11 protein-coding genes and 1 pseudogene are annotated in these 23,348 nt (G+C 61.9%); 8 read left to right on the top strand and 4 right to left on the bottom strand.

Features of this window, described 5'->3' with window-relative positions; translation table 11 throughout:
- Window positions 1–1,084: 1,084 nt before the first annotated feature.
- From BMW76_RS42630 to BMW76_RS29080, 5 genes and pseudogenes are all read left to right on the top strand, one after another.
- Entirely contained in the window at window positions 1,085–6,061 is a 4,977-nt protein-coding gene (locus BMW76_RS42630) for a two-partner secretion domain-containing protein (protein WP_322789311.1), read from the top strand.
- Window positions 5,997–9,581, top strand: a pseudogene (locus tag BMW76_RS42625) (hemagglutinin repeat-containing protein). The gene BMW76_RS42630 and the pseudogene BMW76_RS42625 overlap by 65 nt, the downstream one beginning before the upstream one ends.
- Complete coding sequence (locus BMW76_RS42620; protein WP_322789310.1) at window positions 9,578–9,907, top strand: hypothetical protein; 330 nt, start codon at window positions 9,578–9,580, stop codon at window positions 9,905–9,907. Before BMW76_RS42625 ends, BMW76_RS42620 begins: the two are co-directional and overlap by 4 nt.
- Window positions 9,908–11,366: 1,459 nt before the next feature.
- Window positions 11,367–13,391, top strand: coding sequence for an acyltransferase family protein (locus BMW76_RS29085; protein WP_090871548.1), 2,025 nt, complete (start codon window positions 11,367–11,369; stop codon window positions 13,389–13,391).
- Between the two features lie 103 nt (window positions 13,392–13,494).
- Window positions 13,495–15,246 carry a ShlB/FhaC/HecB family hemolysin secretion/activation protein gene (locus BMW76_RS29080; protein ID WP_090871546.1) on the top strand — a complete coding sequence of 584 codons (1,752 nt, stop codon included), beginning with the start codon at window positions 13,495–13,497 and terminating at the stop codon, window positions 15,244–15,246.
- A gap of 777 nt (window positions 15,247–16,023) precedes the next feature.
- Here the strand turns inward: BMW76_RS29080 and BMW76_RS29075 are convergent.
- On the bottom strand, window positions 16,024–16,746 hold the full coding sequence (locus BMW76_RS29075) for a DeoR/GlpR family DNA-binding transcription regulator (RefSeq protein WP_090871544.1): 723 nt from the start codon (window positions 16,744–16,746) through the stop codon (window positions 16,024–16,026).
- Between the two features lie 311 nt (window positions 16,747–17,057).
- Here BMW76_RS29075 and BMW76_RS29070 point away from each other — a divergent pair, with 311 nt between their 5' ends.
- Together BMW76_RS29070 and BMW76_RS29065 are read left to right on the top strand one after the other, a co-directional pair.
- Window positions 17,058–17,495 carry a DoxX family protein gene (locus BMW76_RS29070; RefSeq protein ID WP_090871542.1) on the top strand — a complete coding sequence of 146 codons (438 nt, stop codon included), beginning with the start codon at window positions 17,058–17,060 and terminating at the stop codon, window positions 17,493–17,495.
- Between the two features lie 148 nt (window positions 17,496–17,643).
- Window positions 17,644–17,916, top strand: a complete 273-nt coding sequence (locus BMW76_RS29065; protein ID WP_090871540.1) for a hypothetical protein — start codon at window positions 17,644–17,646, stop codon at window positions 17,914–17,916.
- 138 nt (window positions 17,917–18,054) lie between these two features.
- Here the strand turns inward: BMW76_RS29065 and BMW76_RS29060 are convergent, their stop codons facing one another.
- Both BMW76_RS29060 and BMW76_RS29055 read right to left on the bottom strand, forming a co-directional pair.
- Entirely contained in the window at window positions 18,055–19,551 is a 1,497-nt protein-coding gene (locus BMW76_RS29060; protein WP_090871538.1) for an MFS transporter, read from the bottom strand.
- 182 nt (window positions 19,552–19,733) lie between these two features.
- Window positions 19,734–21,041 (bottom strand): MFS transporter, encoded by a 1,308-nt coding sequence (locus tag BMW76_RS29055; RefSeq protein ID WP_090871536.1) that lies wholly within the window; start codon window positions 21,039–21,041, stop codon window positions 19,734–19,736.
- A 263-nt stretch (window positions 21,042–21,304) separates the two neighbouring features.
- On the opposite strand from BMW76_RS29055, the gene BMW76_RS29050 reads away from it, so the two are divergent.
- Window positions 21,305–22,027, top strand: coding sequence for a response regulator transcription factor (locus BMW76_RS29050; RefSeq protein ID WP_090871534.1), 723 nt, complete (start codon window positions 21,305–21,307; stop codon window positions 22,025–22,027).
- A gap of 128 nt (window positions 22,028–22,155) precedes the next feature.
- Here BMW76_RS29050 and BMW76_RS29045 read toward each other — a convergent pair whose 3' ends face one another.
- Window positions 22,156–23,061, bottom strand: a complete 906-nt coding sequence (locus BMW76_RS29045; protein WP_090871532.1) for a dihydrodipicolinate synthase family protein — start codon at window positions 23,059–23,061, stop codon at window positions 22,156–22,158.
- Window positions 23,062–23,348: the final 287 nt, after the last annotated feature.

Below are 23,348 nucleotides of genomic sequence, written 5' to 3'. Positions count from 1 at the left end.
CACGGGCTCTCAACGTCCCCGTGTTTCGAGCGACGGCATGCTGGCCAATGCGCGTTGCCAACGCACTGGTTAATGCCTCACCCGCTTCATACACCCGTGGCACGGCCAAGGGCATCGAGTGTTCTAGCGCAGTATGTCGGTAGTGAATGAGGTTGCTATACGGTACAGGACGCCGCCCGCACTTGGCGCCGCATCGCGTGGCGAGGGTGTCCTGTGCGGCGCGAATGCCTACACACAGTTTGCCGCAAAGGGGCGCAGGAATATCCGATGTCGCGAGCCACAGTCCAGGTGCATGAAGCAGGTGAGGCGTTCAGGTAGGGCGCTGGCAACGAACGTGGGCCACATGTGCTGCCGCGCGAAGGATGGGGACGTTGAGAGCCCGTGGGTGAAGGTCAAGCACTGGCGGTGTGAGCGGCTTTCTTCTACCTACTCTTCTTTGCCGCGGCAAAGAAGAGTAGGTGCCGCCCCGCACAGGGGCATTTTACTCGTAAACCCTGATTCTCGGGAACCCTTACGGAATAAGGGTTCGCGCCCACTCCCCGTTTCCTTTGTGGGTAGTCGACCGCGCCGTGGGTGTTTTGTGGGTGAAACCTGGGCGACTCGCGGAGGACGACCTTCGGATTGGTCGGGCGAGAGATCTGGGAGGCGACCGAACCGCTCACCCCACTCCCAGGCGACACGTTAATCCGCCCCGATCTGAGCCGAATAGCACATCGGTTCGTTCCTGCTGCACGCAGGGAATCCCACCTTTGGAAACCGATACTTTACATGGCCTTTCAGATTGGGAGTTTTCTGATCGACCGCCGGGACGCGTGTCTCATACATTGCCGGAACGTTGCGCGGTAAAGGTCTTGGAGCTGCGCATGCGTTACCGGCGTTCGCCCCGAAAAGCCGGTATCTCTAGCCCGCCAAAAAGCGGGCTTTTTTTCGCCTGTCTGATACGCGGATAGTTCGCGCGCCGCAATCAGAGAAATTCGATTTATCGCGAAGTGTTGCGCCCGAGCGAGCGCTGACACACCTTGACAGAAATGACGCGGGTCTTCGGCTAGGTTTACCGCTTCTTTAATTAGCAAGACGAATAATAATGAACAAGAATACTTACCGGCTGGTGTTCAGCCGTTTGAGAGGAATGCTCGTCGCCGTCGAGGAAAGCGCCACGTCGACGGGAAAATCTGGCGAGACACGCGCGGGCCGCGCATCAGGAAAGCAAACACGCTCACCGCGTCGCAGTCTGGTCGGGCTGCTGATGGCCGTCGCGCCCCTGCTTGCGTTCGCGCAGATCGTGCCGGGTGGCGCGCACGCACCGGGCGTCATTACAACGCTGAACGGTATCCCGCAGGTGAATATCAACAAACCCTCTGGCTCGGGCGTGTCGATGAACACCTACAACCAGTTCGACGTATCGAACCGGGGCGCGATACTGAACAATTCGCCGACGATCACGAACACACAGCTTGCGGGCTACGTGAATGGCAATCCGAACTACGGCCCAAACGACTCGGCGCGCGTGATCGTCAACCAGGTCAACAGCAATTCGCCGTCGCAATTGCGCGGCTATCTCGAAGTTGCAGGCCACAGCGCCGAGGTTATCGTTGCGAATCCCAATGGGCTGCTATTAGACGGTGCGGGCTTCATCAACACCTCGCGCGCGGTCCTGACCACCGGCACGCCGAACTTCGCACCTGACGGTTCCGTGTCGGGGTTCAATGTGACCCAGGGCAACATCACCGTACAGGGTGCGGGGTTCAATGCGTCGAACGTCGATCAGGTCGATCTGTTGGCGCGTGCCGTACAGGTCAACGCCGCGATCTACGCGAAGAACCTGAACGTCATCACGGGCTCGAACAACGTCGACTACGCGTCACTGAACGCTACGCCCATTGCGGGTAACTGCCCCGCGCCTGGTGCGTCCATCGACGTGAGCAATCTGGGCGGCATGTACGCAAACCGTATCTGGTTGGTGGGCACGGAGAACGGTGTCGGTGTTTCGAATAGGGGCGTGCTCGCAGCGCAGGCGGGCGACCTGGTCCTGACGACACAGGGCAAGCTCGTACTGGCCGGACAGACGAACGCAAGCGGTAACATCACGGCGAGCGCGCCCGATGGCATCGACAACAGCGGCACGACTTACGGGCAGCAGAACGTCAGCGTGAACACGTCGGGTGCGCTCACCAACAGCGGCACACTCGCCGCACAACAGAGCACGACCGTCAGCGCGGGCAGCATCGCATCGACGGGCACGCTCGGCGCGGGCGTTAACGGCGACGGCACGATTGCGAACGCGGGCGACCTGTCCGTTTCCGCAAGCGGCACAGTCACGGCAACCGGCCGCAACGCAGCGGGCGGCAATGCGACCATTCAGGGCACGTCGGTCAGTCTCGCGGGCAGCAACACATCGACGAACGGCGCGCTTGCATTGACGGCAAGCAGCGGCGACCTGAACCTCGCCAGCGCGACGACGACAGCGGGCATGACGCTCAACGCGAGCGCAACGGGCACGCTCACCAATGACAACGGCGCGCTGTCATCGGCCGGCGCGCAGACCCTCACGGCGGGCGCGCTGTCGAACCGCAACGGACAGATCGTGTCGGGCGGCGCGCTGAAGGCGAACGTCGCGGGCGCGGTCTCGAACCTGGGCGGCATGATGCAGGCGGCGGGCGCACAGACGCTGCACGGGGGTTCGCTTGATAACACGGGCGGTCAGATTGCTTCGTTGAACAGCGACGGCCTGAACGTATCTACAGGCGGCCTGCTGAACAACGGCGCGGGCGGCACAATCGGCGGCAACGGTAGCGTGACCTTGCAGACCGGCCAGCTCGTGAACGCCGGTTTGATCACGGCGGTACAGACGCTCATTGCGAGCGCCACGCAGACGCTGTTCAACAGCGGAACGCTCGCGGCCAACAACAATGTGACGTTGTCAGCAGGCTCAACGCTGACCAATGCCAACACGATCGCGGCCGGACGTCTTGCGACGCTCACGGCGACAACGTTCGACAACAGCGGCGGCACGACCAGCGCCGACCAGCTTGCACTGCACGCGACGAATCTTGTCGATCACGGCGGCAGCATCACGCAGACGGGCACGGGCGCGACGACCGTCGACGTGACAGGCACGCTCGACAACACGAGTGGCATGCTCCAGACCAATGCCACGGACCTGACGCTCTCGCCCGCTGCACTCGTCAACGATCACGGCACGATTGCGAGCGCGGGCACGGGCACGCTGTCGGTGAACGTGGCCGCGCTGTCGAACAACGCCGGTACGATCGCGACCAACGGTGCGCTGAACGTTCATGCGGGCGCGGCATCGAATCGCGGCGGCACGCTCGCGGGGCAATCGACGGCCACGCTCGACGTTGCGTCGCTCGACAACAGCGCGGGCGGCTACGTCGGCGCGCAGACGGTATCGGTCACCGACACGGGCACGCTGACCAATGCGGGCGGAACGATTCAGGCGAACAGCACGCTGGGCGTTTCGGCGCAGTCGCTTGCCAACGACGGTGGCACGATCGCCAACGGCGGCACAGGCGCAACGATAGTCGCGGCAAGCGGCGCGATCTCGAACACGAACAGCGGGCTGATTGGCGGCAACGGCGATGTGTCGGTTGCGGGCGGCAACATCGACAACTCGGGCGGCACGGTCGTCGCGGGCGGCTTCGCTGCCGTGCAGTCAGGCGGCGCGCTCGTCAACCGGGCGGGCCTGATTCAGGGCGCGGGTAACGTAATCGCGTCGGCGCAAGGCGCGATCGACAACACGGGCGGACAGATCGAAGCGGACGGCGCAACGGCGACGCTCGCCGTCGCGGGCGCATCGCTCGACAACACGAACGGACGCATCGCCAACACCGGCACGGGCGCGACGATCATCAGCGCGAGCGCCATCACGAACAGCAATGCGGGCGGAACAGCGGGCGCGGGCACCATCGGCGGCAACGGCGACGTGACGGTGAACGTGCAGACGCTGTTGAACACGAACGGCGCACAGGTGCTGTCGGGCCACGACCTGGCATTGAACGTCGCGCAACTCGCCGACAACACGAACGCGACGCTTTCGGGCGCGAACAACGTCACGCTCAACGCACCGAGCGCGGCTGTCATCAATGCGGGCGGCTCGATCCACGGCAACGGTGCGGTTGCACTCAACACGGCGTCGCTGGACAACACGAGCGGCCGCATCGGCAACGACCAGGGCAGCGGCGGCAGCGTCGCGATCAGCACGGGCACGCTCGCGAACCAGAACGGCGCGATCGGCAGCGACCAGAACCTGAGCGTCACGACGAATACGCTCACAGGCGACGGCCGTATCATCGCGGGCAACGACGGCACGGTCACGGTCAACGGCGACTACTCGCTCGACGCCGCCAACGTGATCCAGGCGAACCACGACCTGACGTTCACGACGGCGGGCAACTTCACGAACCAGGGCACGCTCGGCGCGGTCAACGCGCTGACGGTGAATGCCGCGAACGTCGACAACCAGGCGGGCGCGGACATCAACTCGTCGAACACGACGGTGAATGCGCAGAACGCGATCACGAACGAAGGCCGCATCGAAGGCGATTCGGTGACGACGCACAGCGCGTCACTGACCAACACCGCGACAGTAATCGGCAATACGGTCACGCTGAACGCCGGTTCGATCGCGAACACGGGCGCAGCGGCGGCGATCGCCGCAGCGACGGCCGTTAATCTGTACGCACCCGGCGACATCACGAACACGGGCGGCGCGACGATCTTCAGCCTCGGCGATATCAACATCGCGGCAGACGGCACGCGCGACGCCAACGGTCTGCTCGCGAATCGCTCGAACTCGCTGACGAACGACCAGTCGACCATCGAGGCGCAAGGCAACACCGAGGTCGCGACGCAGACGCTGACCAACACACGCCCCGCGCCGCTCGTCACGACGGTGCAGACGGACGTTGCGACGGTCCACCAGACCAAGCGCGACAAGTACATGGCCTGTGCGACGACGAACGCCGACAACCACTCGTCCTGTACGCAGGCAGTTTGGGATTACGGCTACCAGGGGCCCGTGAACGCCACGTACAGCAGCGCCGATGTCGTGCCGACCACAAATGGCCCCAACGCCACTGACCGCGTGGTGGTCGTAAACATCAACGGCCAGCCGACGACCATCTACTACAACTCGATCACGACCAACGCTGACGGCTCGATTACCGTCAGCTATTGGGACGGCTACAACCCGAACGTCAACTACGACCCCGCGACCGAGTACCCCACGCGCAACGACGCACACCACGGCTACCAGCGCGTCGAGATCGCACGCGACACGACGACCACCACGCAGCAGGACCAGACGACGGGGACGCAGGCACAGGAGGCGCAACTCGTCGCGGGGGGCAACATGGTGCTGGCCAACGTCGGCACGGTGAACAACGCCTATAGCGCGATTGCAGCGGGCGGCTCGATCCAGATTGGCAGCAGTGAGCAGAACGGCACGCTCGACAGTGGCAGCAGCGGCACCTATGGTGGGACGACCGTCAACAACACAGGACAGACGCTCTACCAGTACCAGCGACAGGACATCGTCTCGACCTACGCCTGGAACGAGGACATCACGCGCGACGTGGGCCAGGTAGTCGAGCCGTCGATTGTGCTGTCGCCGGTTGCGGTCGGCGGCACGGGCGGCACGATCGTCGCGAACAACGCGGTGCAGATCAACGCGACGAACGTCAACAACACGAACGTCGCGGCAGCGAATTCGGCGACGGGCGCAACGGGCGGCACGCTAGGCGCGAACGGGGCCGTAGGCGGCGTGACGGGCGGCACCACGCAGACCGTCAATCTCGCGACGGGCCAGACGCAGACCATCAATGCGCCGCAGTCGGTCGCGGGCGCAACGGGCGCGCTGAACATCACGTTGCCGAAGAGCGGGCTGTATAACGTTCAACACGGCGCCCGGTGCGTCGTACCTGATCGCAACCGATCCGCGCCTGACCAGCTATACGAACTTCATTTCGAGCGACTACATGCTCGGGCAACTAGGCTACGATCCGTCGAAGGTGGAGAAGCGCCTGGGCGATGGTCTGTATGAAGAGCAGATGATTCGCAATCAGGTGACGCAACTGACGGGCCGCGTTTATCTGCAAGGTTATACGAGCAACGAGGACGAATACCGCGCGCTGATGACCAACGGCGTGAACGTCGCGAAGGAATTCAGTCTCGAACCGGGCATGGCACTGACAGCCGCACAGATGGATGCGCTCACGAGCGATATCGTGTGGCTAGTCAACCAGACCGTCACGCTGCCGGACGGCACGACGCAACAGGTGCTTGCGCCTGTCGTCTATCTCGCGCACACGCACGCGAACGATCTGCAACCGACCGGCGCACTGATTGCCGCCGACGACGTGGAGATTCACGCGACAGGCAGCGCTATCAATTCGGGCGTCATCAAGGGCGGCTCGCAGACGGTGATCAGCGCGACCGACATCGTGAACCGGGGCGGCAAGATCGGCAGCAGCGGCGCGAACGGGACGACGGTTGTCTCGGCGACGAACGATGTGGTCAACGCGTCCGGCCAGATCACGGGGAATCGTGTCGCTGTGCTTGCTGGGCACGACATCGTGAACACGACACTTGTCGATAAGGTCGGCGTGGGTTCGTCGGCTGGCAACAGCAAGGTATCGCAAACGTTGCTCGGGGCACAGGGCACGATTGCATCGACGGGTGACATGATCGTGGCGGCGGGCCACGACTTGAACGTGCATGGCGCAAATATCAGCGCGGGCGGCAATGCGCTGATCGCGGCCGGTCACGATATCAACGTCGATACGGTTGAATCGCAGACGTCGCAGTCGGTGGCGAAGAACGCAAACCATCATTGGGAAGCGAACAGCACGCTGAACGAAACGAGCGGCATCAGCGCGAGCGGCGGCCTCGCGATGCAAAGCGGCAATGACATGACGTTCAAGGGCGCTGCGGTCAGCGCGGGCAGCGACATGGCGGTTGTGGCGGGCGGCAACCTGACGGCGACGACGGTCACGAATACCGCCTTGTACAACAACGTCGCGACAGATGACAACACACGGAAGGAAGTCGACCGCACCTACGACGAACAGGCGGTTGGAACGACGTTCAAGGCGGGTGGTAATGGCACGCTTGCGGCAGTCAGCACTGATGCGAATAAAGGCAATGTGACGCTGACCGGCTCGTCCCTGTCGACGGATACGGGCGCGGCGAACATCGCGGCTACGGGCAACGTCGCGATCAACGAGGCCCGCGAGGAACACGACAGCTACACGGCGACGGAATCGAAGCGCGGGAGCTTCGTTCACGGGTCGACCACGGACCAGATGCAGGCATCGCAGGCGAACATCGGCGTGGCGAGCACCGTATCGGGCGATACCGTCAATATCCGCTCGGGCAAGGATCTGACGGTCCAGGGCAGCAACGTCGTTGGCACGAACGACGTGAAGCTTGCCGCTACGGGCAACGTGAATATCACCACGTCGCAGGACACACAGAGCACGCAGAGCGACTACGAGAAGCGTGAATACGGCTTCCTGTCGGGGCTGAATTCGCTGAACCAGCTTGATGGCGGCTTGCAGGGTTACAGCATCGGCACACGCAAGACGACGGATGCGCAGCAGGCAACGCAGGTCACGAACAACGGCAGCATGGTCGGCTCGCTGAACGGCAGCCTGAGTGTCGCGTCCGGTAGCGACCTGCATGTGACGGGCAGCACCCTGCATGCGGGCAACGATGTCAATCTGGCGGGCAAGACGGTCACGATCGATGCGGCGAAGAACACCGCGACGCAGAACGAGCAGCAGTCGTTCAGCCAGACGGGCATCACGGCGGGTCTGAGCAGCCCCGTGATCGCGGCTGTACAGACCGCGAACCAGATGCGCAAGGACGTGCAGCACACCAAGGGCGATGTGCGCCTGAACGCACTGGCGGCCGCGACGACGGGGCTCGCCGGGAAGAACGCCTATGATGCCGTGGCGAGCGATCCGAGCCATCTCGGGGGCGTCGGTGTCAACGTGTCGCTCGGCACCAGCCACAGTAACAGCAGTTCGACGGAGTCATCGACGACGGCGGCAGGCAGCACGGTCAGCGCGGGGCACAACGTCAACATCGCTGCGGCGGGCGCGGGCGCGAACAGCAATATCAACGTGACCGGCAGCGACATCACCGCCGGTAACAACGCGACGCTCAATGCGCAGGGCAACATCAATCTCTAGGCTGCGCAGAATACCGACAGCCAGCAGAGCACGAACAGCGGTTCGAGCGCGAGCATCGGCGTGACGGTCGGTGTCGGGCAGCAGAATGGCATCTCGTTCCAGGCGGGCGTGTCGGGCACGAAGGGGCACGCCAATGGCGCGGATGAAACGTGGACCAATACGCACGTCAACGCAGGCGATTCGCTCACGCTGCAATCAGGCGGCGATACGAATCTCAAGGGTGCGGTGGCGGACGGCCAGCGGGTTGTCGCCGATGTCGGTGGGAACCTGAACATCGCGAGTCTTCAGGACACCAGTCGCTACGATTCGAAGCAGACCAGCGGCGGCGTATCGGTGAGCGTGTGCGTGCCGCCCATCTGTGCGGGCAGTTCGAGCGTGTCAGCCAGTTTCAGCCAGAACAAGCTGAAGAGCGACTACGCGAGCGTGACTGAGCAGTCGGGCATCAAGGCCGGCGACGGCGGGTTCCAGGTCAATGTCAAAGGCAACACCGACCTGAAAGGCGGCGTGATCGCGAGCGGCGATACGGCCGTTGATAACGGTCTGAACAGCCTCACAACGGCGACGCTCACGCATAGCGATATCGAGAATCACGCGTCGTATAGCGGCTCGTCGGTTGGTATCAGCGGCGGCTACGGCGGCAATATCGGCAAGACACAGGGCGGCACGGCGACGAACGTCAATCCCGTTCCGGGCACGAGGTTACCGAGCGCGGGCGGTGTTTCGATGGCACCTCCTGTCGCGCTGAGTGCATCGGGCGACGCGAGTTCGACGACGAAGAGCGCGATCAGTGGCGGCGCGATCAACATTACCGACAGCACGAAGCAGCAGCAACTGACCGGGCAAACGGCGGATGAAGCAGTCGCGAGTATCAGCCGCGACACAACGAGCACGCAGGCGACGCTTGCGCCGATCTTCGATAAGGACAAGATCGAGGCGGGGTTTGATATCACAAGCCAGCTTGTGAATCAGGTCGGGACGTTCGTCAACAACCGTGCGAAGGAAGCTGATGCAGCAAAGGCAGCCGCCAGCGATCCGAACCTGACGCCGGAACAGCGCGCAGCGGCACAGCAGCAGGCCGACCAGTTGAATGCCGAGTGGGGGCCCAGCGGCAGCTATCGTCAGGTGCTGACGGCACTCACCGTGGCGGCAGGTGGCAACGTGACGGGCGGCTTGGGTCAGTTAGCGCAGGGCGCGACGGTTGCGTATCTCCAGGAACTCGGCGCGAACGGCGTCAAGAGATTGCGGATTCTCTCGACAGCGATACGGCGCGCGCTGCGCTGCACGCGATCGTCGGCTGCGCGGGCGCAGCGGCGAGCGGTCAGGGGTGCGGCGCGGGTGCGATGGGTGCGGCTGCGAGTTCAGTATTGAACACGTTGCTTGGTCCGGCCGACAATCTGACGACTGAAGAAAGAAATGCGAGGACGAACATTGTTAGCAGTCTGGTTGCGGGCATCGCAGGCTCCAGCGGACTTAGTGTCGCGACTGCGACCGGCGCAGCACAGATTGAAACAGAAAATAACGGATCAACAGGAACACCAGGAAATAATCAAGCGCAGAATAGGCAAACTAGAGCTGTTGCAGTCGCTTTGAAGTTGACTGCCGACCAAGCTGAGGAACTCCATCGCTGGATCGGCGGGCAACAGATGGGATATCACGAAATCATGCAAGAAGCAAAAATGTTGTTCAACAAGTAGGACTGGAAATGAATGAGATCCTAAGACTTTTCGCGCCGTTAGTTGGGAAAATGGCGTGGGGAATCCATCAAACTCATGGAAGTTGTTTTCTTATTGAATTCGGTGAGCCTCGCCTTAAGTCTCTCGGCCCGTTGCAAGTTGGCACGAACGCGTCGGTAGAACAAATTCACCGTACTCGACGGCGACACGCTGTCTTATATGGGCAGTGGACCCTCCTGATACAGGACTGCGCGTGGAAATTGCAGGCATGGGAGAGTGTTGTAAACGACAGTGCCCCTGCAAATGACATGAGAGCACCCTTCGAGGACTTGACTGGTCAATTTTTGGAGTCTGTTCGATATGACGAGGCGGATTGTTCGTGCATCTTCGAATTCGATTTAGGCGCTCGTTTGATTACGACTCCGGGGTCCGATTTTAATCCGGACTGGGTGCAGTGGACATTGAATACTTTCGAAGGTCATTACACAAGCCTGCTGAATAACGGTGTCATCTCGTTCAAAGCCGGAGACGTAGCATAGAAATCTCCGTCATTGAGAGAATCCGGAGTGCGATCCTACTGGCAGGTTCAGTCGAGCCTTGACACCTGTTCAAACAATGAGTTCGTTGCGTTGAAGCGTGAGGCATTCCGTGGCGGCGTCGCACTTGCGGCGGCCGAGTGGACGAGCTACCGAACTGCCAACATTGATTCATTCTTGGAAGTCTTGAACCTTGTAGTCGCACGAGTGGCACAGCGACCAGGAGACTACGGTATCTGGCTGATTAGAGGCGCACGGTATGGCAGGCGGACACGAGGATCGTGCGCTACAGGCAGATTCAATACGCTCAAGATGCGAGTTATCGATTTTGAGAAGATATCAGACCGCTTTGAATGCGCGGTTGAACGTGACGGGAAATTGAAATTCTTCGATGCTGTTCGACTCGAAAAATCCACCCTTCCGCTTGTGCAACTCACAATGACACCTCATTCATGCACGTACATTGCTGTTCTACCTAACGGGCGGGAGCACGACATTCCTCTGTCGTCGGGATTGTCGGGGCAATGCAACGAGGACTAGAGACGATTGAAAAGAAGGCATTGCATTTTAGCGAACAGGTTTCTTTCATGATCCTCAAATCGGCCTTGTCGCAGTGGGGAGTCCAACTGCTCTCGCGAAGATCACAGTTTAAATGCGAGCATGCCAAGTTGTAGCAAAGAATAAAGGAACACCGGAAGAATGAAAATAAGCATGAGACTGATGAAGTTTCCTAACAGCCTCAGTTGTGACTCGCGAGTCAGTCGTTCATTTGGTGCGAGTTGCCTATGTCACACCCATAGGCCAATGAACTAGCGAACACGTCGCCACCTCCATCGAGGCCGATAAAGAATCGTTGAACATACATCATCTAATTAGGTATGCATATTATATGAATAACCATGTCGGACATAAATCTCATGAGCGATTTTCCAAAATAAGACCGAATGATGAGTACTATCACGTCCAGAATCACAACAACTCGTGATGCAGCAAAATACCGCCCCGACATCGACGGCCTACGCGCTGTGGCGGTATTAGCGGTTGTTGTCTTTCACGCGTTCCCGAGTTTGCTTCGCGGCGGATTCGTCGGCGTCGATATTTTTTTTGTGATTTCGGGCTTTCTTATCACGAACATCTTGCTTTCCGAGCTAGAAGCGGAAGCATTCAGCATAAGCAGGTTCTACGTTCGTAGAATCAGGCGCATTTTTCCGGCGCTTATAGCAGTGCTTATCGCGGTCTACGCACTCGGCTGGTATTCCCTGTTCAAGGACGAATACAAGCAGCTCGGTAAGCACATATTGGCAGCATCATGCTTCGTCGCGAACCTGGCGTTCTGGAACGAGGCCGGATACTTCGACACTGCGGCCCAAACCAAGCCGTTGCTGCATCTGTGGTCGCTCGGGGTTGAAGAGCAGTTCTACATCATCTGGCCGTTAATGCTGGCGATGGCATATCGTCGTCGTCTCAGTCTTTTAGGGCTTATCGTAGCCGGTGGGATCATTTCGTTCGGCGTGAACATCGCGCTGGTATCGCATCACCCGGCTGCGGCATTCTTTTCACCATTTAGCCGCTTTTGGGAGCTCATTGCGGGAGCACTGCTTGCCTGGTCGAACCAGACACAACTGGCAGTTAATACATATCGCGAGAACTGGAGGTCTGTCGCCGGACTGGCGCTTTGCGCGGCAGCGATGCTCGGGCTGAACAGCGGCACGGATTTTCCCGGATGGTGGGCGCTGCTTCCCGTCGTGGGTGCTGCCTTGCTGATTTCTGGCCGCAACACGATGTTCAACGACCGGGTGCTCGGTTTCCCGCCTCTTGTCTGGATTGGCAAAATCAGTTTCCCGCTCTATTTGTGGCATTGGCCACTGCTTTCATTCGCCACAATCCTTACAGGTGGTCCGCCAGAGCCCCATGTGCGCGCCGCAGCGGTTGCATTGTCGGTTGCGCTCGCGTGGCTGAGCTGTGTCGCTATCGAGAAGCCTGTCCGGTTCGGCAAACAGCACTGGTCGAAGGTTGCCGTTCCGTGTGTGCTGCTCATTGCGATGGGCTATATCGGCGGCATGACGTATGTTCGCGATGGTCTTGGCTTCCGCAAAGGCTACAGCCTGACTGCGGACGTCACTTCCGCGACCCTCGGCGCCGGACACGAGTTCGTAAAACCCGAATGTGGGGTGCCCGCGAGTCAGCGGCGTCTGTTCCAGTTCTGTTCGTCGGATCGAAGAGAGACACCCTCGGCCGTCGTGTGGGGAGATAGCAAGGCCGATGCGCTCTACTGGGGCCTGTTGCGCGAATCGACACTGGATCGCCGATGGAGCCTTATTGCCCGTACCGGCTGCGCCCCGATGAGCGGCGTTGTCCGTATCTCATCCTATGCGAAGGACGATCCTGACGAATGCGCGAGCGCGAACCGCGTGGCCATGCGGGCGATCATTGCCAATCACGATATCAAGCTAGTGGTGCTTGCGGCAGCGGCGCGCGTACTCGTCGGCCCGGAATATGCGGCAGCGGGAACGCGTAACCCGATTCAATCCGCCGCATTGGACGGGCTCGACGTCTCAATCGGGATTTTGCAAAAAGCGGGCAAGCAGGTCGCACTGGTGATGGACAACCCGACACTGCCAGATCCGCGCGAGTGTATGGGTCGCAAGTTGATGGGTTACAGGTTTGTGCAGACCATCCTGAGCGTCGATCATGCAGGTTCGTTCGCGAGCAAATGCGCGATCACGTATGGCGAACATCTGGCTGCGACTGCGGAGTATCGCGCGGATATCGCGAAGCTCCACGCGATGCATCCCGACATGCTGATCTACGATCCTGCGCCCGTGCTGTGCGACATGAAGAAAGGCGTTTGTCCGGTCACGCGCGACGGAAAGTTTCTCTACAGCTACGGTGATCACATTTCCGATTCGGCCAACAGGCTGATCGCCGATCAACTCTTGCCCCAACTCGAAGGAAGCACCTGGAAGTGAAACGCAATATCAGAAGAAGGACCGTGAATATTCCGGCAGCAAATGACAGTAGAACTGGAGATGGGGAAGACTCACTCTCATTGCAGGTGCGATCGTGGGGTTAGTGAATCATGGTGGAGTTCGGGCGGTATATGCCGCGGATGGACCGACGCCCGCAGACACGGCCGCCGCCGCACGCGCGAACGCCGAACAGAACCAGCAGCTACAGCAGCAACGCGACGCGCAGCAGCGCGCGCAGACGGTCAACGCTCCAGCCGTGCGCTCGGCGGCACCGACGGTCCAAGACTTTCCCGTACTGCCGACTGAATCGCCGTGTTTCCGTATCGACACGTTCGCGCTCGACGTACCGGCGACACTGCCCGATGCAATCCGGAAACGGGGAGCATCGACCCTACCGCTCGACCCTTTCGCGTTCGCGCGCGAATGGCTCGATCACTACAAAGGGCAATGCATTGGCAAGGCCGGACTCGACACGCTCACGAAGGGTCTGCAACAGATCATTCTCTCGCGCGGCTATGTGACGACGCGCGTCCTGCTGCCCGAACAGGACGTATCGACGGGGGCGCTGAAAGTTGCGCTCGTGCCTGGGGTCGTTCGGCATCTGCGCTTTGCCGACCCGGAGACACGCGGCACATGGAAGTCGGCGTTTCCCGCACGCGACGGCGACCTGCTGAACCTGCGCGACCTCGAACAGGGCTTGGAGCAGATGAAGCGCGTCGCATCGCAGGACGTGGACATGAAGATCGAACCGATAGAAGCACCAGGCGAAAGCGATGTCGTCATTTCAGTGAAGCGCGCGAAACCCTGGAGCTTCGTCGCCTCCGTCGACAACAGCGGCACGAAGGCAACGGGCAAGTGGCAAGGCAACATCAGCGTTGGCCTCGACGATCCACTCGGGCTAAACGACGTGCTCGCGCTCGGCGCAAATCAGGACCTGTCATTCGGCAACAAGACACTTGGCTCGCACGGCTTCAACGGCTCGTATTCCGTGCCGTGGGGCTACTGGACCGCGACACTGTCGGGCAACACGAACACCTACTATCAGAACATCGCGGGCGTGAACCAGATGTTCGTGTCGAGCGGCAATGCGCAGACTGCCGCTCTCCGACTCGCTCGCGTGCTCTCGCGCGGCCAGAACGACGTATTCGGCATGGAGCTGCAACTGTCGAAGCGCTTCGGCGAGAGCTTCATCGACGGCACGACCATGCCGATCCAGCACCGCAACAACACATTCATGGAGGCGGGACTGACTGATCGCCATTACTTCGGCGCTTCGCAGTTCGACGGCACGCTTGCGTATCGACAGGGCATTCACGACCTCGGCGCAACGGGCGACCCTGACCCAACGCTGTATTCCCCAACCGACGACAGCAAGCCGCGCCCGACCTACCTGTACAAGATGGTCGTGCTCGACGCGAACCTGTCGGTGCCGTTCGCCATTGCTTCACAGCACTTCCGCTATGTGACGACCTTTCACGGCCAGTACACGAACGACACGCTGTTTTTTATCGACGACCTGACCATCGGCAGCCGATACACGGTGCGCGGTTTCGACGGCGAGACGATGCTCGCGGCCGAGAAGGGCTTTTACTGGCGCAACGAATTGCAATGGCCAATCGGACAGACGGGACAGGCTCTGTATGCGGGGATCGACTACGGGCGCGTATTCGGGCCGAACACGGCGTTTCTGGCGGGCACGCAACTCGCGGGCGCGGTCATTGGCATTCGCGGCGGAGTGCCGGCGAAGTATGCAGGCTTCTCGTATGACCTCTTCGCGGGCACACCCATCTACAGACCGGCTGGATTCCAGACTGCACGCGTAACGGTTGGCTTCCAGATGACCGCGCAGTTCTGACCACCATGACCGTCCTCGACCCGCGTGGACTCGAACGCCTTCGCGCCGCGGCCGCCCAGCGCGGCGGCAGGTGTCTCGCTGATGTCTACGTCGGCATCCTGGCAAGGTATGAATGGGAATGCGTGGCCGGTCATCGCTGGCTGGCCAAAGGGCACGACGTTGTTCAGGGAACCTGGTGCCGTGCGTGTTCGAGCCACCGTTTGAGTGAGGCTCTGCGCGACCGGGAAGGCTTGGCACGCCTGAAAGCGGCGGCGGCATCGCGAGGCGGAACCTGTCTTGCCGACACCTATAGAGGCATGTCCGCGACGTACCGGTTCAGTTGCGCCAAAGGGCACGAATGGCAGACGAAGGGATATAACGTCGCGCTCCATGAGCACTGGTGCATGCGATGCGCCCGGAGGCGCACCGTGTTTTTCTGTTCGTGGGTATCCTGTGGGTCCCGTGGGTAATCCGTGGGTGAAATCCGGTACGGACAACCGCGAACTGACACGGAGCTGTACGGACCATAAAGTCTTTTCAATCAATGACGTACGGTCTTGCACGTACTTCTACGCTCCTGCGCGGAGTCTGTAAATCCCCCGCACAGGGGCAACCTACGCGCCGGTAGGCGCATCGCGGATGCCCGCAAAGGCAAAGCAAACCAACGCATTCGCGGATGCCCGCGAAAGGCAAAGCAAACCAACGCATTCGCGGATGCCCGCAAACGGCAAAGCAAACCAACGCATTCGCGGATGCCCGCGAAAACGCAAAAAACAAAACAGCGTCGCAGACAAAAAACTAACGCTTCCTCACTTCCTGCCCCTTCTCGGTGATGATCGACGTAAAGTCTTCGATCTTCGAAAACCGCACGGCCTTCACGACGCCGAACTTGCTGCTGTCGATGACGAGATGACTTTCCACCGCGCTCGCCATCGCCGCCTGTTTCAGCGCGACTTCGTGAAAGTTCCAGCACGTGACGCCGCGCGCCTCGTCGACGCCGCCCGCCGAGATAAACGCCTTGTTGATGCCCATGCGCCGCAGCACTTCGATGCTCTCGTCGCCAGAGAACGAATCCGATGACGGCACATAGACGCCGCCCAGCAGGATCATCCGCACGTTGGGCTTGCGCCGCAGAATTTCCGCGACGTTAAGCGAATAGCAGACGACCGTGACATGCATGTCGTTCTGAATCAGGCGGGCGAGCGTCGTGAGCGTCGTGCCGCAATCGATGAAAAGCGTCTCGTTGTTGCCGATCAGCTTCGCCGCGACAGCCGACGCCTCCGCTTTGGCCTGCGCAAAGTGGTCCTTTTCCTGTTCCAGCGAATAGCCGGCCGTGTTGGGCACGTCCGTCGCACTGACGATGTAGCCGCCCAGGTACGTGAAACGGTCCGGACTCGCCGCAATGTCCCGCCGCACCGTCATTTCCGACACGCCGAGCAGCGTCGCCGCGTCGCGCAGCCGCATTACGTTCTGTTTGGCCAGCGCATCGGCGAGCATGCGCAGACGTTCGGTTTTCAGCATGGCGAAGGTCTCGCTAACGCAGTGGGATGGCGCAGGACGGCGGTGAAAACGCGCGTTAGATTTTGTTCGATTTGCTGAGAGGATTATAACAAATGCATGCATCGACGGGTCGAGGAATTTGCCCGTTGATGGTCTGCGACGCGTCTGCATTTCAGTCGTTGCTCTGCGCACGCAAACCCAGGAATTAAGGCGGACTCCGCCTAATCTCTCGCCTTGGAAAACCCGAACATTGCACTTATTCTGACTGCAGCGCCCGGGAACTGATGACTTGCCGGTCGGTCTGCTGCTTATTCAATTCAGGAGCCACACCCATGACGCGTCCCGTCGATTCCGGCGTAATTCTTCTTGCCCGGCTCATGCTTGCCGCACTTTTTCTGTGGGGCGGCGTGATGAAGCTGATCGGGTATGCGGGCTTCGTCGGCTATCTGCACGCGAAGGGCGTGCCGCTCGTGCAGATAGCCGCGCCCGTGGCGACGGCCGTCGAGGTGTTGGGCGGCATCTTTCTGGTGGTCGGCTTCAAGATCCGCGCGCTAGGGCTGTTCATGGCCGTGTACACGATGGCGACGGCCATCCTCGGGCACGATTTCTGGAACATCACCGACGCAGCGGTGCAGCGCGACATGGTCATCCATTTCTGGAAGAACGTCGGCATCGCGGGCGGCTTCCTGTTGTTGTGCGTGACGGGCGCGGGACGGATCAGCATCGACGGCGCGCGCGCGCCGAGGGGCGGCCTGAGCAGCAGCCTGTGATCGTTGCGCGCGCAGGGGGCGCGAAGCGTTGCGACGGGCCGGTTCATGCCACGGCCGGTTCGCGGCACCGGGTGGGAGCGGGCATCATTCCTGCATCAGTCCCGGATGCAGCATCCGGACAAGCCTGTTCGACTTAAAGGAGCACGCAATGATTCAAGCTTTCGACCATACGATCGGCGGCACGGTCATGCGGTTTTGCGCGAGTCTCGGCGAAGGGCCGATGCACCACCGCGTGATCATCAGCCGGGCCGACACAGCGGAGACACTCGTCGTTTTCGATGCAGCCGGATTGATCGGCTCGCTCAAGGCGGATATGGAAGATCCCGACAAGCAGATCGCCGATGCGATCAGCAAGGCGCAGAGCGATGGGCTCATCGAGAAAGCGCTTGAAACAGGCGTGATTCAGCAAGCTACGCTGTAGCGCGTTTCACGGTTCGCCGGACATTGCAACACCCACGATGCGCGTGCATCGTGGGTGTTGTGCTTTTAGGCGCTGTGTTTGGGTCGTGCGTGGCCCGTCCGCGGGTCGCGCTTGGGCCGGGCAGCGGTCGCACGTTTGTCATTCGTTCACGCTCACGGGCCGCGCGCCGGCAGCAGCGTTGCGTGGTCGGCCGTGCGCATGCGCATGCGCATGCGGTTGCGGATGCACGAGGCACGCCAGCACGAGCGCAATCAGCAGCAGGCACGCGGAAATCAGCGTCGATGTCTTGAGGCCGCTGACGATGTGCGCCGCGCCCGTGGTACTCGTCGCCGCTGCCGCGCTCGCGAGCGCGCCGAACAGCGCGACGCCGACCGCGCCGCCCGCCTGGCGCGCTGTGTTCAGAACCGCCGAAGCCGTGCCCGCGCGCTTTGCGTCGACGCTGGCGAGCACGGCCGTCGTCATTGCGGGCACCGCGAGGCCCATGCCGGATGGAATCAGCAGGAAGGGCACGAGCAGCGTCCAGAGCGGCGACGCGGCATCGGCGAAATGCAGCAGCCCGTAGCCGAGCGCGGCCGTGATCGCGCCCGCGATCATCGGCACGCGCACGCCGAGCCGCCCGACCACCCAGCCGCTCGCGATGTTCGAAATCAGGAAGCCACCCGTCAGCGGCAGGAACGCGAGGCCCGCCTGCAGCGCCGTCTCGCCGCGCGCGTGTTGCAGATAGAGACTCAGCACGAACACGACGCCGTAGTAGGTCAGGTTCACGCAGATGCCGAACAGCACGGCCGCGCTGAACGTGCGGTTGCCAAAGAGCGCGAGCGGCAGCATCGGCGCATGGGCGCGCCGCTCGCTGACGATGAACGCGCATGCTGCGATCAGCGCGAGCACGAAGCTGCCGCCGACGAGGGGATGCATGAAGCCGAGCGGCCGCCATTCGATGACGGCGCCCGTGAATGCCGTCAACGCGACGATCGCGAGTATCTGACCCGATGGATCGATGCCGCGCAGGGCCGGGTGGTCGTGTGCCGCATCGCGCGACAGCAGTGAAGCAGAGCGCGAAGCCGGCACCCAGGCGAACGTCGCGAAGAGCCCCAGCGCGCAGATCGGCAGATTCACGAGAAAGATCGCGCGCCAGCCGAACGCGGCGATCAGCAGCCCGCCGATTACGGGGCCTGCCGCAATCGCAACGGCGCCCGCCGCCGTCCACAAGCCGACCGCGCGGGCGCGCAGCTTCGGATCATGGCCGCAGGCCTGGTTGAGCAGCGCGAGCGAATTGGGCAGCATCGCAGCCGCGCCGATGCCTTGCACGGCGCGCGCGGCGACGAGCGTCGAGGCGTCGAATGCGAATCCGCACGCAAGCGATGCCGCCGCAAAGAGACCGAGGCCGAACGCGAACAGACGCCGTGCGCCGAAGCGGTCGCCGAGCACGCCCGCCGACAGCATCAGCACCGCGAACGCGAGCGTGTACGCATCGACGATCCATTGCAGGCCGGTGACGTTCGCGTGCAGGTCAGAGCCGATCTGCGCCAGCGCGATGTTGACGATCGTCACGTCGAGTTGCGTGACGACGAAGCCGATGCTGACTGTCGCGACGATGCGCGCGAGCGTCGGCGTGAAGCGAGGTGTGTGGGTCATTTGGCATGGGGCGCGGAGCAAGCGATAGAGCGCCAGCTCCCGTCGACAGAAATTTCCATGCGTCGATGATAGGACTGCCGCACCATCCGACGTTTCGGAGCGGCCCGAAGTGTGGATTGTTTTATCGATGCGGCCGGCCGATGGGCGCAAGTGGCGTGCCCACGCACGCCACTGCATGCGGCTTATCGCGCCGCGTCTCGCTTCACGAAGCAAGCGGTCAGCGCGCCGATTGCGCACAGCGCGCCGACGTAGAGCGTGGGCGCCATCGGATTCGACTTCATCATCAGCGACACGACGATCGGCGTGAGGCCGCCGAACACCGCATACGCGACGTTGTACGAAAACGAAATACCCGAGAAGCGCACGACGGGCGGAAACGCATTGACCATCACGAACGGCACCGCGCCGATCACGCCGACGAACAGGCCCGCGATTGCATAGAGGGGCACGAGCATCGCGCTATCGACGGCGAGTTGCTGGAAGAGCGCGTAGTACGCAATGCCGAGCGCGACGCAGCCGATGAAAATCGTGCGGCCCGCGCCGAAGCGCCCCGCGAGCGAACCGGCGAGCACGCAGCCGATGGTCAGGCACAGCGTCGCGATGCTGTTGGCGAAGAGGGCCGTCGACGGTGCGATGTGAAACTGCTTTTGCAGCAGCGTCGGGGTCATCAGGATCACGACGACGATCGCGGCCGACAGCATCCACGTGAGCAGCATCGACACGATCACGGCACGGCCATGATCGCGCAGCACAGCCTTCAGCGGAATTTCCCCGGCGAGCGACTTGCGCTGCTTCATCTCGGCGAACACGGGCGTCTCGTGCAGCCAGCGGCGCAGATAGACCGAGAACAGGCCGAACACACCGCCGAGCAGGAACGGAATGCGCCATCCGAAAGCGGCGATATCGGCGGGCGCAAAATGGCGGTTCACGGCCGACGCGACCAGCGATCCGAGCAGGATGCCTGCCGTGAGACCCGCCGTCAGCGTGCCGCATGCATAGCCGACGTGACGCTGCGGCACGTGCTCGGAGACGAACACCCATGCGCCCGGCACTTCGCCGCCGACGGCCGCGCCCTGCATCACGCGGAACGCGAGCAGCAGCACGGGCGCCATGATGCCGATGCTGGCGTAAGTGGGCAGCACGCCCATCAGCAGCGTCGGCAGCGACATCAGCAGCACGCTCAGCGTGAACATGCGCTTGCGCCCGAGCAGGTCGCCGAAGTGCGCCATCACGATGCCGCCGAGCGGCCGGGCGAGATAGCCGGCGGCGAAGATGCCGAACGTCTGCAACTGGCGCAGCCAGTCGGGAATCGATTGCGGGAAGAACAGTTGTCCGATCGCCGGGGCGAAGAACACGAAGATGATGAAGTCGTAGAACTCGAGCGCGCCGCCGAGCGCGGCGAGGCCGAGCGTCTTGTAGTCGTGGCGGGTCAAGGGACGCGCGTGCGCGATATCCCTGGCGTGTGGGCTACCCAGTTGTGTTGCTTGCATTGCCTGTCGTAATGGAAAGAGAAAAGCCGCGCGTTGCGCGCGGAGTACGGCGGTCGTCAGGCGGGGAGTGCGACGGTGCGGGATAGCGCACGGGACACGGCACGCCGGCCCGGATAAGGCGGCGTGATGACGAATCTGGCCAGCGCGCGATTTTACAACATGTAATTTGTCGCAGAATCTTTGCAAATTCGGACAAGTCTTATGGGCTTAATGGCAGCGCCTGATGAGAATCGCGATCCGTGATCAATTGTCGGGGAACCACCATGCGTATCGCCATTCTTCAGCGTGACCCTGTGCAGGGCAAAATGCTGGAAAAGATCATCGTGCAGGCCGGTCACAGCTGCATGCTTTACGACGACGGCCTCGCGCTGTCCAAAGTGCTGGCCCGTTCGACGATCGACGTGCTCGTGCTCGACTGGCACGCGCTGCGTCTGTCGGGCACGGACGTGCTGAAGGCGGTCCGCTCGGTCGGCGGCGAGAGGATGCCGGTGGTGTTCGCGTCGAAGGACGACTCGGAAGAAAGCGTCGTGCGCGCGTTCATGCTCGGCGCCGACGACTACGTCACGTTGCCCACACGTCACGCGGAATTCCGCGAGCGGATTTCCGCGCTGCTGCGCCGCGCTTATCCGGAACGGTACGGCAAGGACAGCTTCGATGTCGGGCACTATCACTTCGACACCCGTCGCCAGCTCGTCACGCTGCGCGGCACGCCCGTGCAGCTGTCGGGCACGCAATACCGGCTGGCGTCGCTGTTCTTTTCGAACATCGGCCGCGTGCTGTCGCGCGATCACATCTTCGCGATGGTCTGGGGACGCGAGTTTCGCGAAGTGACGCGCACGATCGACAGCCATGTGTCGCGTCTGCGCCTGCTGCTGCAAATCGACCAGCACAACGATTTCCGTTTGCAGCCCGTGTACAAGAGCGGCTATCGGCTGCTGCATCTGCGCAACGAAGAAGCCGTCGTGCAGCACGCCGAAGCGGCCTGATCGCACGCGGGCATTGCACGTGGTTCATGCGGCGGCTTCGGCCGCTGCATTTTTTTGTGCGCGGCTTTTGCGTGATGTCTGTGCGTGTCGACTTCGCGCGCCGCTTACGTCGTTACAGACGCTCTCGCTTATAGTTTCGGAAGCGCCGGCCGCGTTTCGATCGAATGACGGATCAGCGCTTCGACGGCCTTGCGTTCATCGCCCGCGAGCGGCAGGCGCGGCGGGCGTACCGGCTCCGTGCCCAGGCCGACGATCGCTTCCGCGAGCTTGATGTTCTGCACGAGCTTCGCCGACACGTCGAGTGCCAGCAGCGGTGCGAACCAGCGATAAATCGCGCGCGCTTCCTCCAGCCGTCCCGCTTTCAGCAGCCGATAGATCGCGACCGTCTCGTGCGGGAACGCGCAGACGAGCCCCGCGACCCAGCCGTGCGCGCCCATCAGCATCGCTTCCATCGCCAGATTGTCGACGCCGCACAGAATCGCATAGCGGTCGCCGACTGCATTGATCAGGTCCGTCACGCGCCGCACGTCGCCGCACGATTCCTTGATGGCGACGATCTTCTTCTCGTCGGCGATTTCGGCGAACATCTCCGGCGTCATGTCGACGCCATAGGCGAGCGGATTGTTGTAGATCATCAGCGGCAGCGGGCTCGCGTCGGCGACCATGCGGAAGTGGTTCAGCGTCTCGTGGCGGTCGGACAGATAGCGCAGGCCGGGCAGCACCATATAGCCCGCTGCGCCGTGTTTGGCGCCCGCTTCGGCCTGACGGCAGCCGTCGAGCGTGCTGTTTTCGGCGATCGTCAGCAGCACGGGCACGCGGCCGCGCGATGCCTCGACGGCCACGTCGAGCACTTGCAGCTTCTCGTCGAGCGAGAGCGTTGACGCCTCGCCAAGCGACCCGCACACGATGATGCCGTCGACGCCCGCATCGATTTGCGCCTCGATGTTCTTGCGGGTCGCTGCGCGATCTATGCTGAAATCCGCGTTGAATTTGGTGGTGACTGCGGGCAATACGCCTTCCCAGATGTGCGCCACGACTGCTCTCCTGAAAGTGATGAGTCCAGTGCAGTGTAAGCAGCAAATATCCGGGTGTCTTGCGCGAATCGCGCGTCGTGCGTGACGATTTCAGCACAATGGTTGTGCGACAGCGATCCGTGATTTAGGGCGCATCTGTCGCGTCATGATTGTGATCCACATCGCACCGCCAAAGCATCACATGCAAACGATGCCGCTTCGGAACGCGGCGCGAGCACATGCCGATAACCGTTCAACGGATCAGCCGACTACGCGTCAAACACGCGACCGGCATTTCGCGGGCTATG

Source organism: Paraburkholderia diazotrophica (assembly GCF_900108945.1).
Lineage (GTDB): Bacteria > Pseudomonadota > Gammaproteobacteria > Burkholderiales > Burkholderiaceae > Paraburkholderia > Paraburkholderia diazotrophica.
This window is presented reverse-complemented; position numbering and strand designations above follow the sequence as displayed.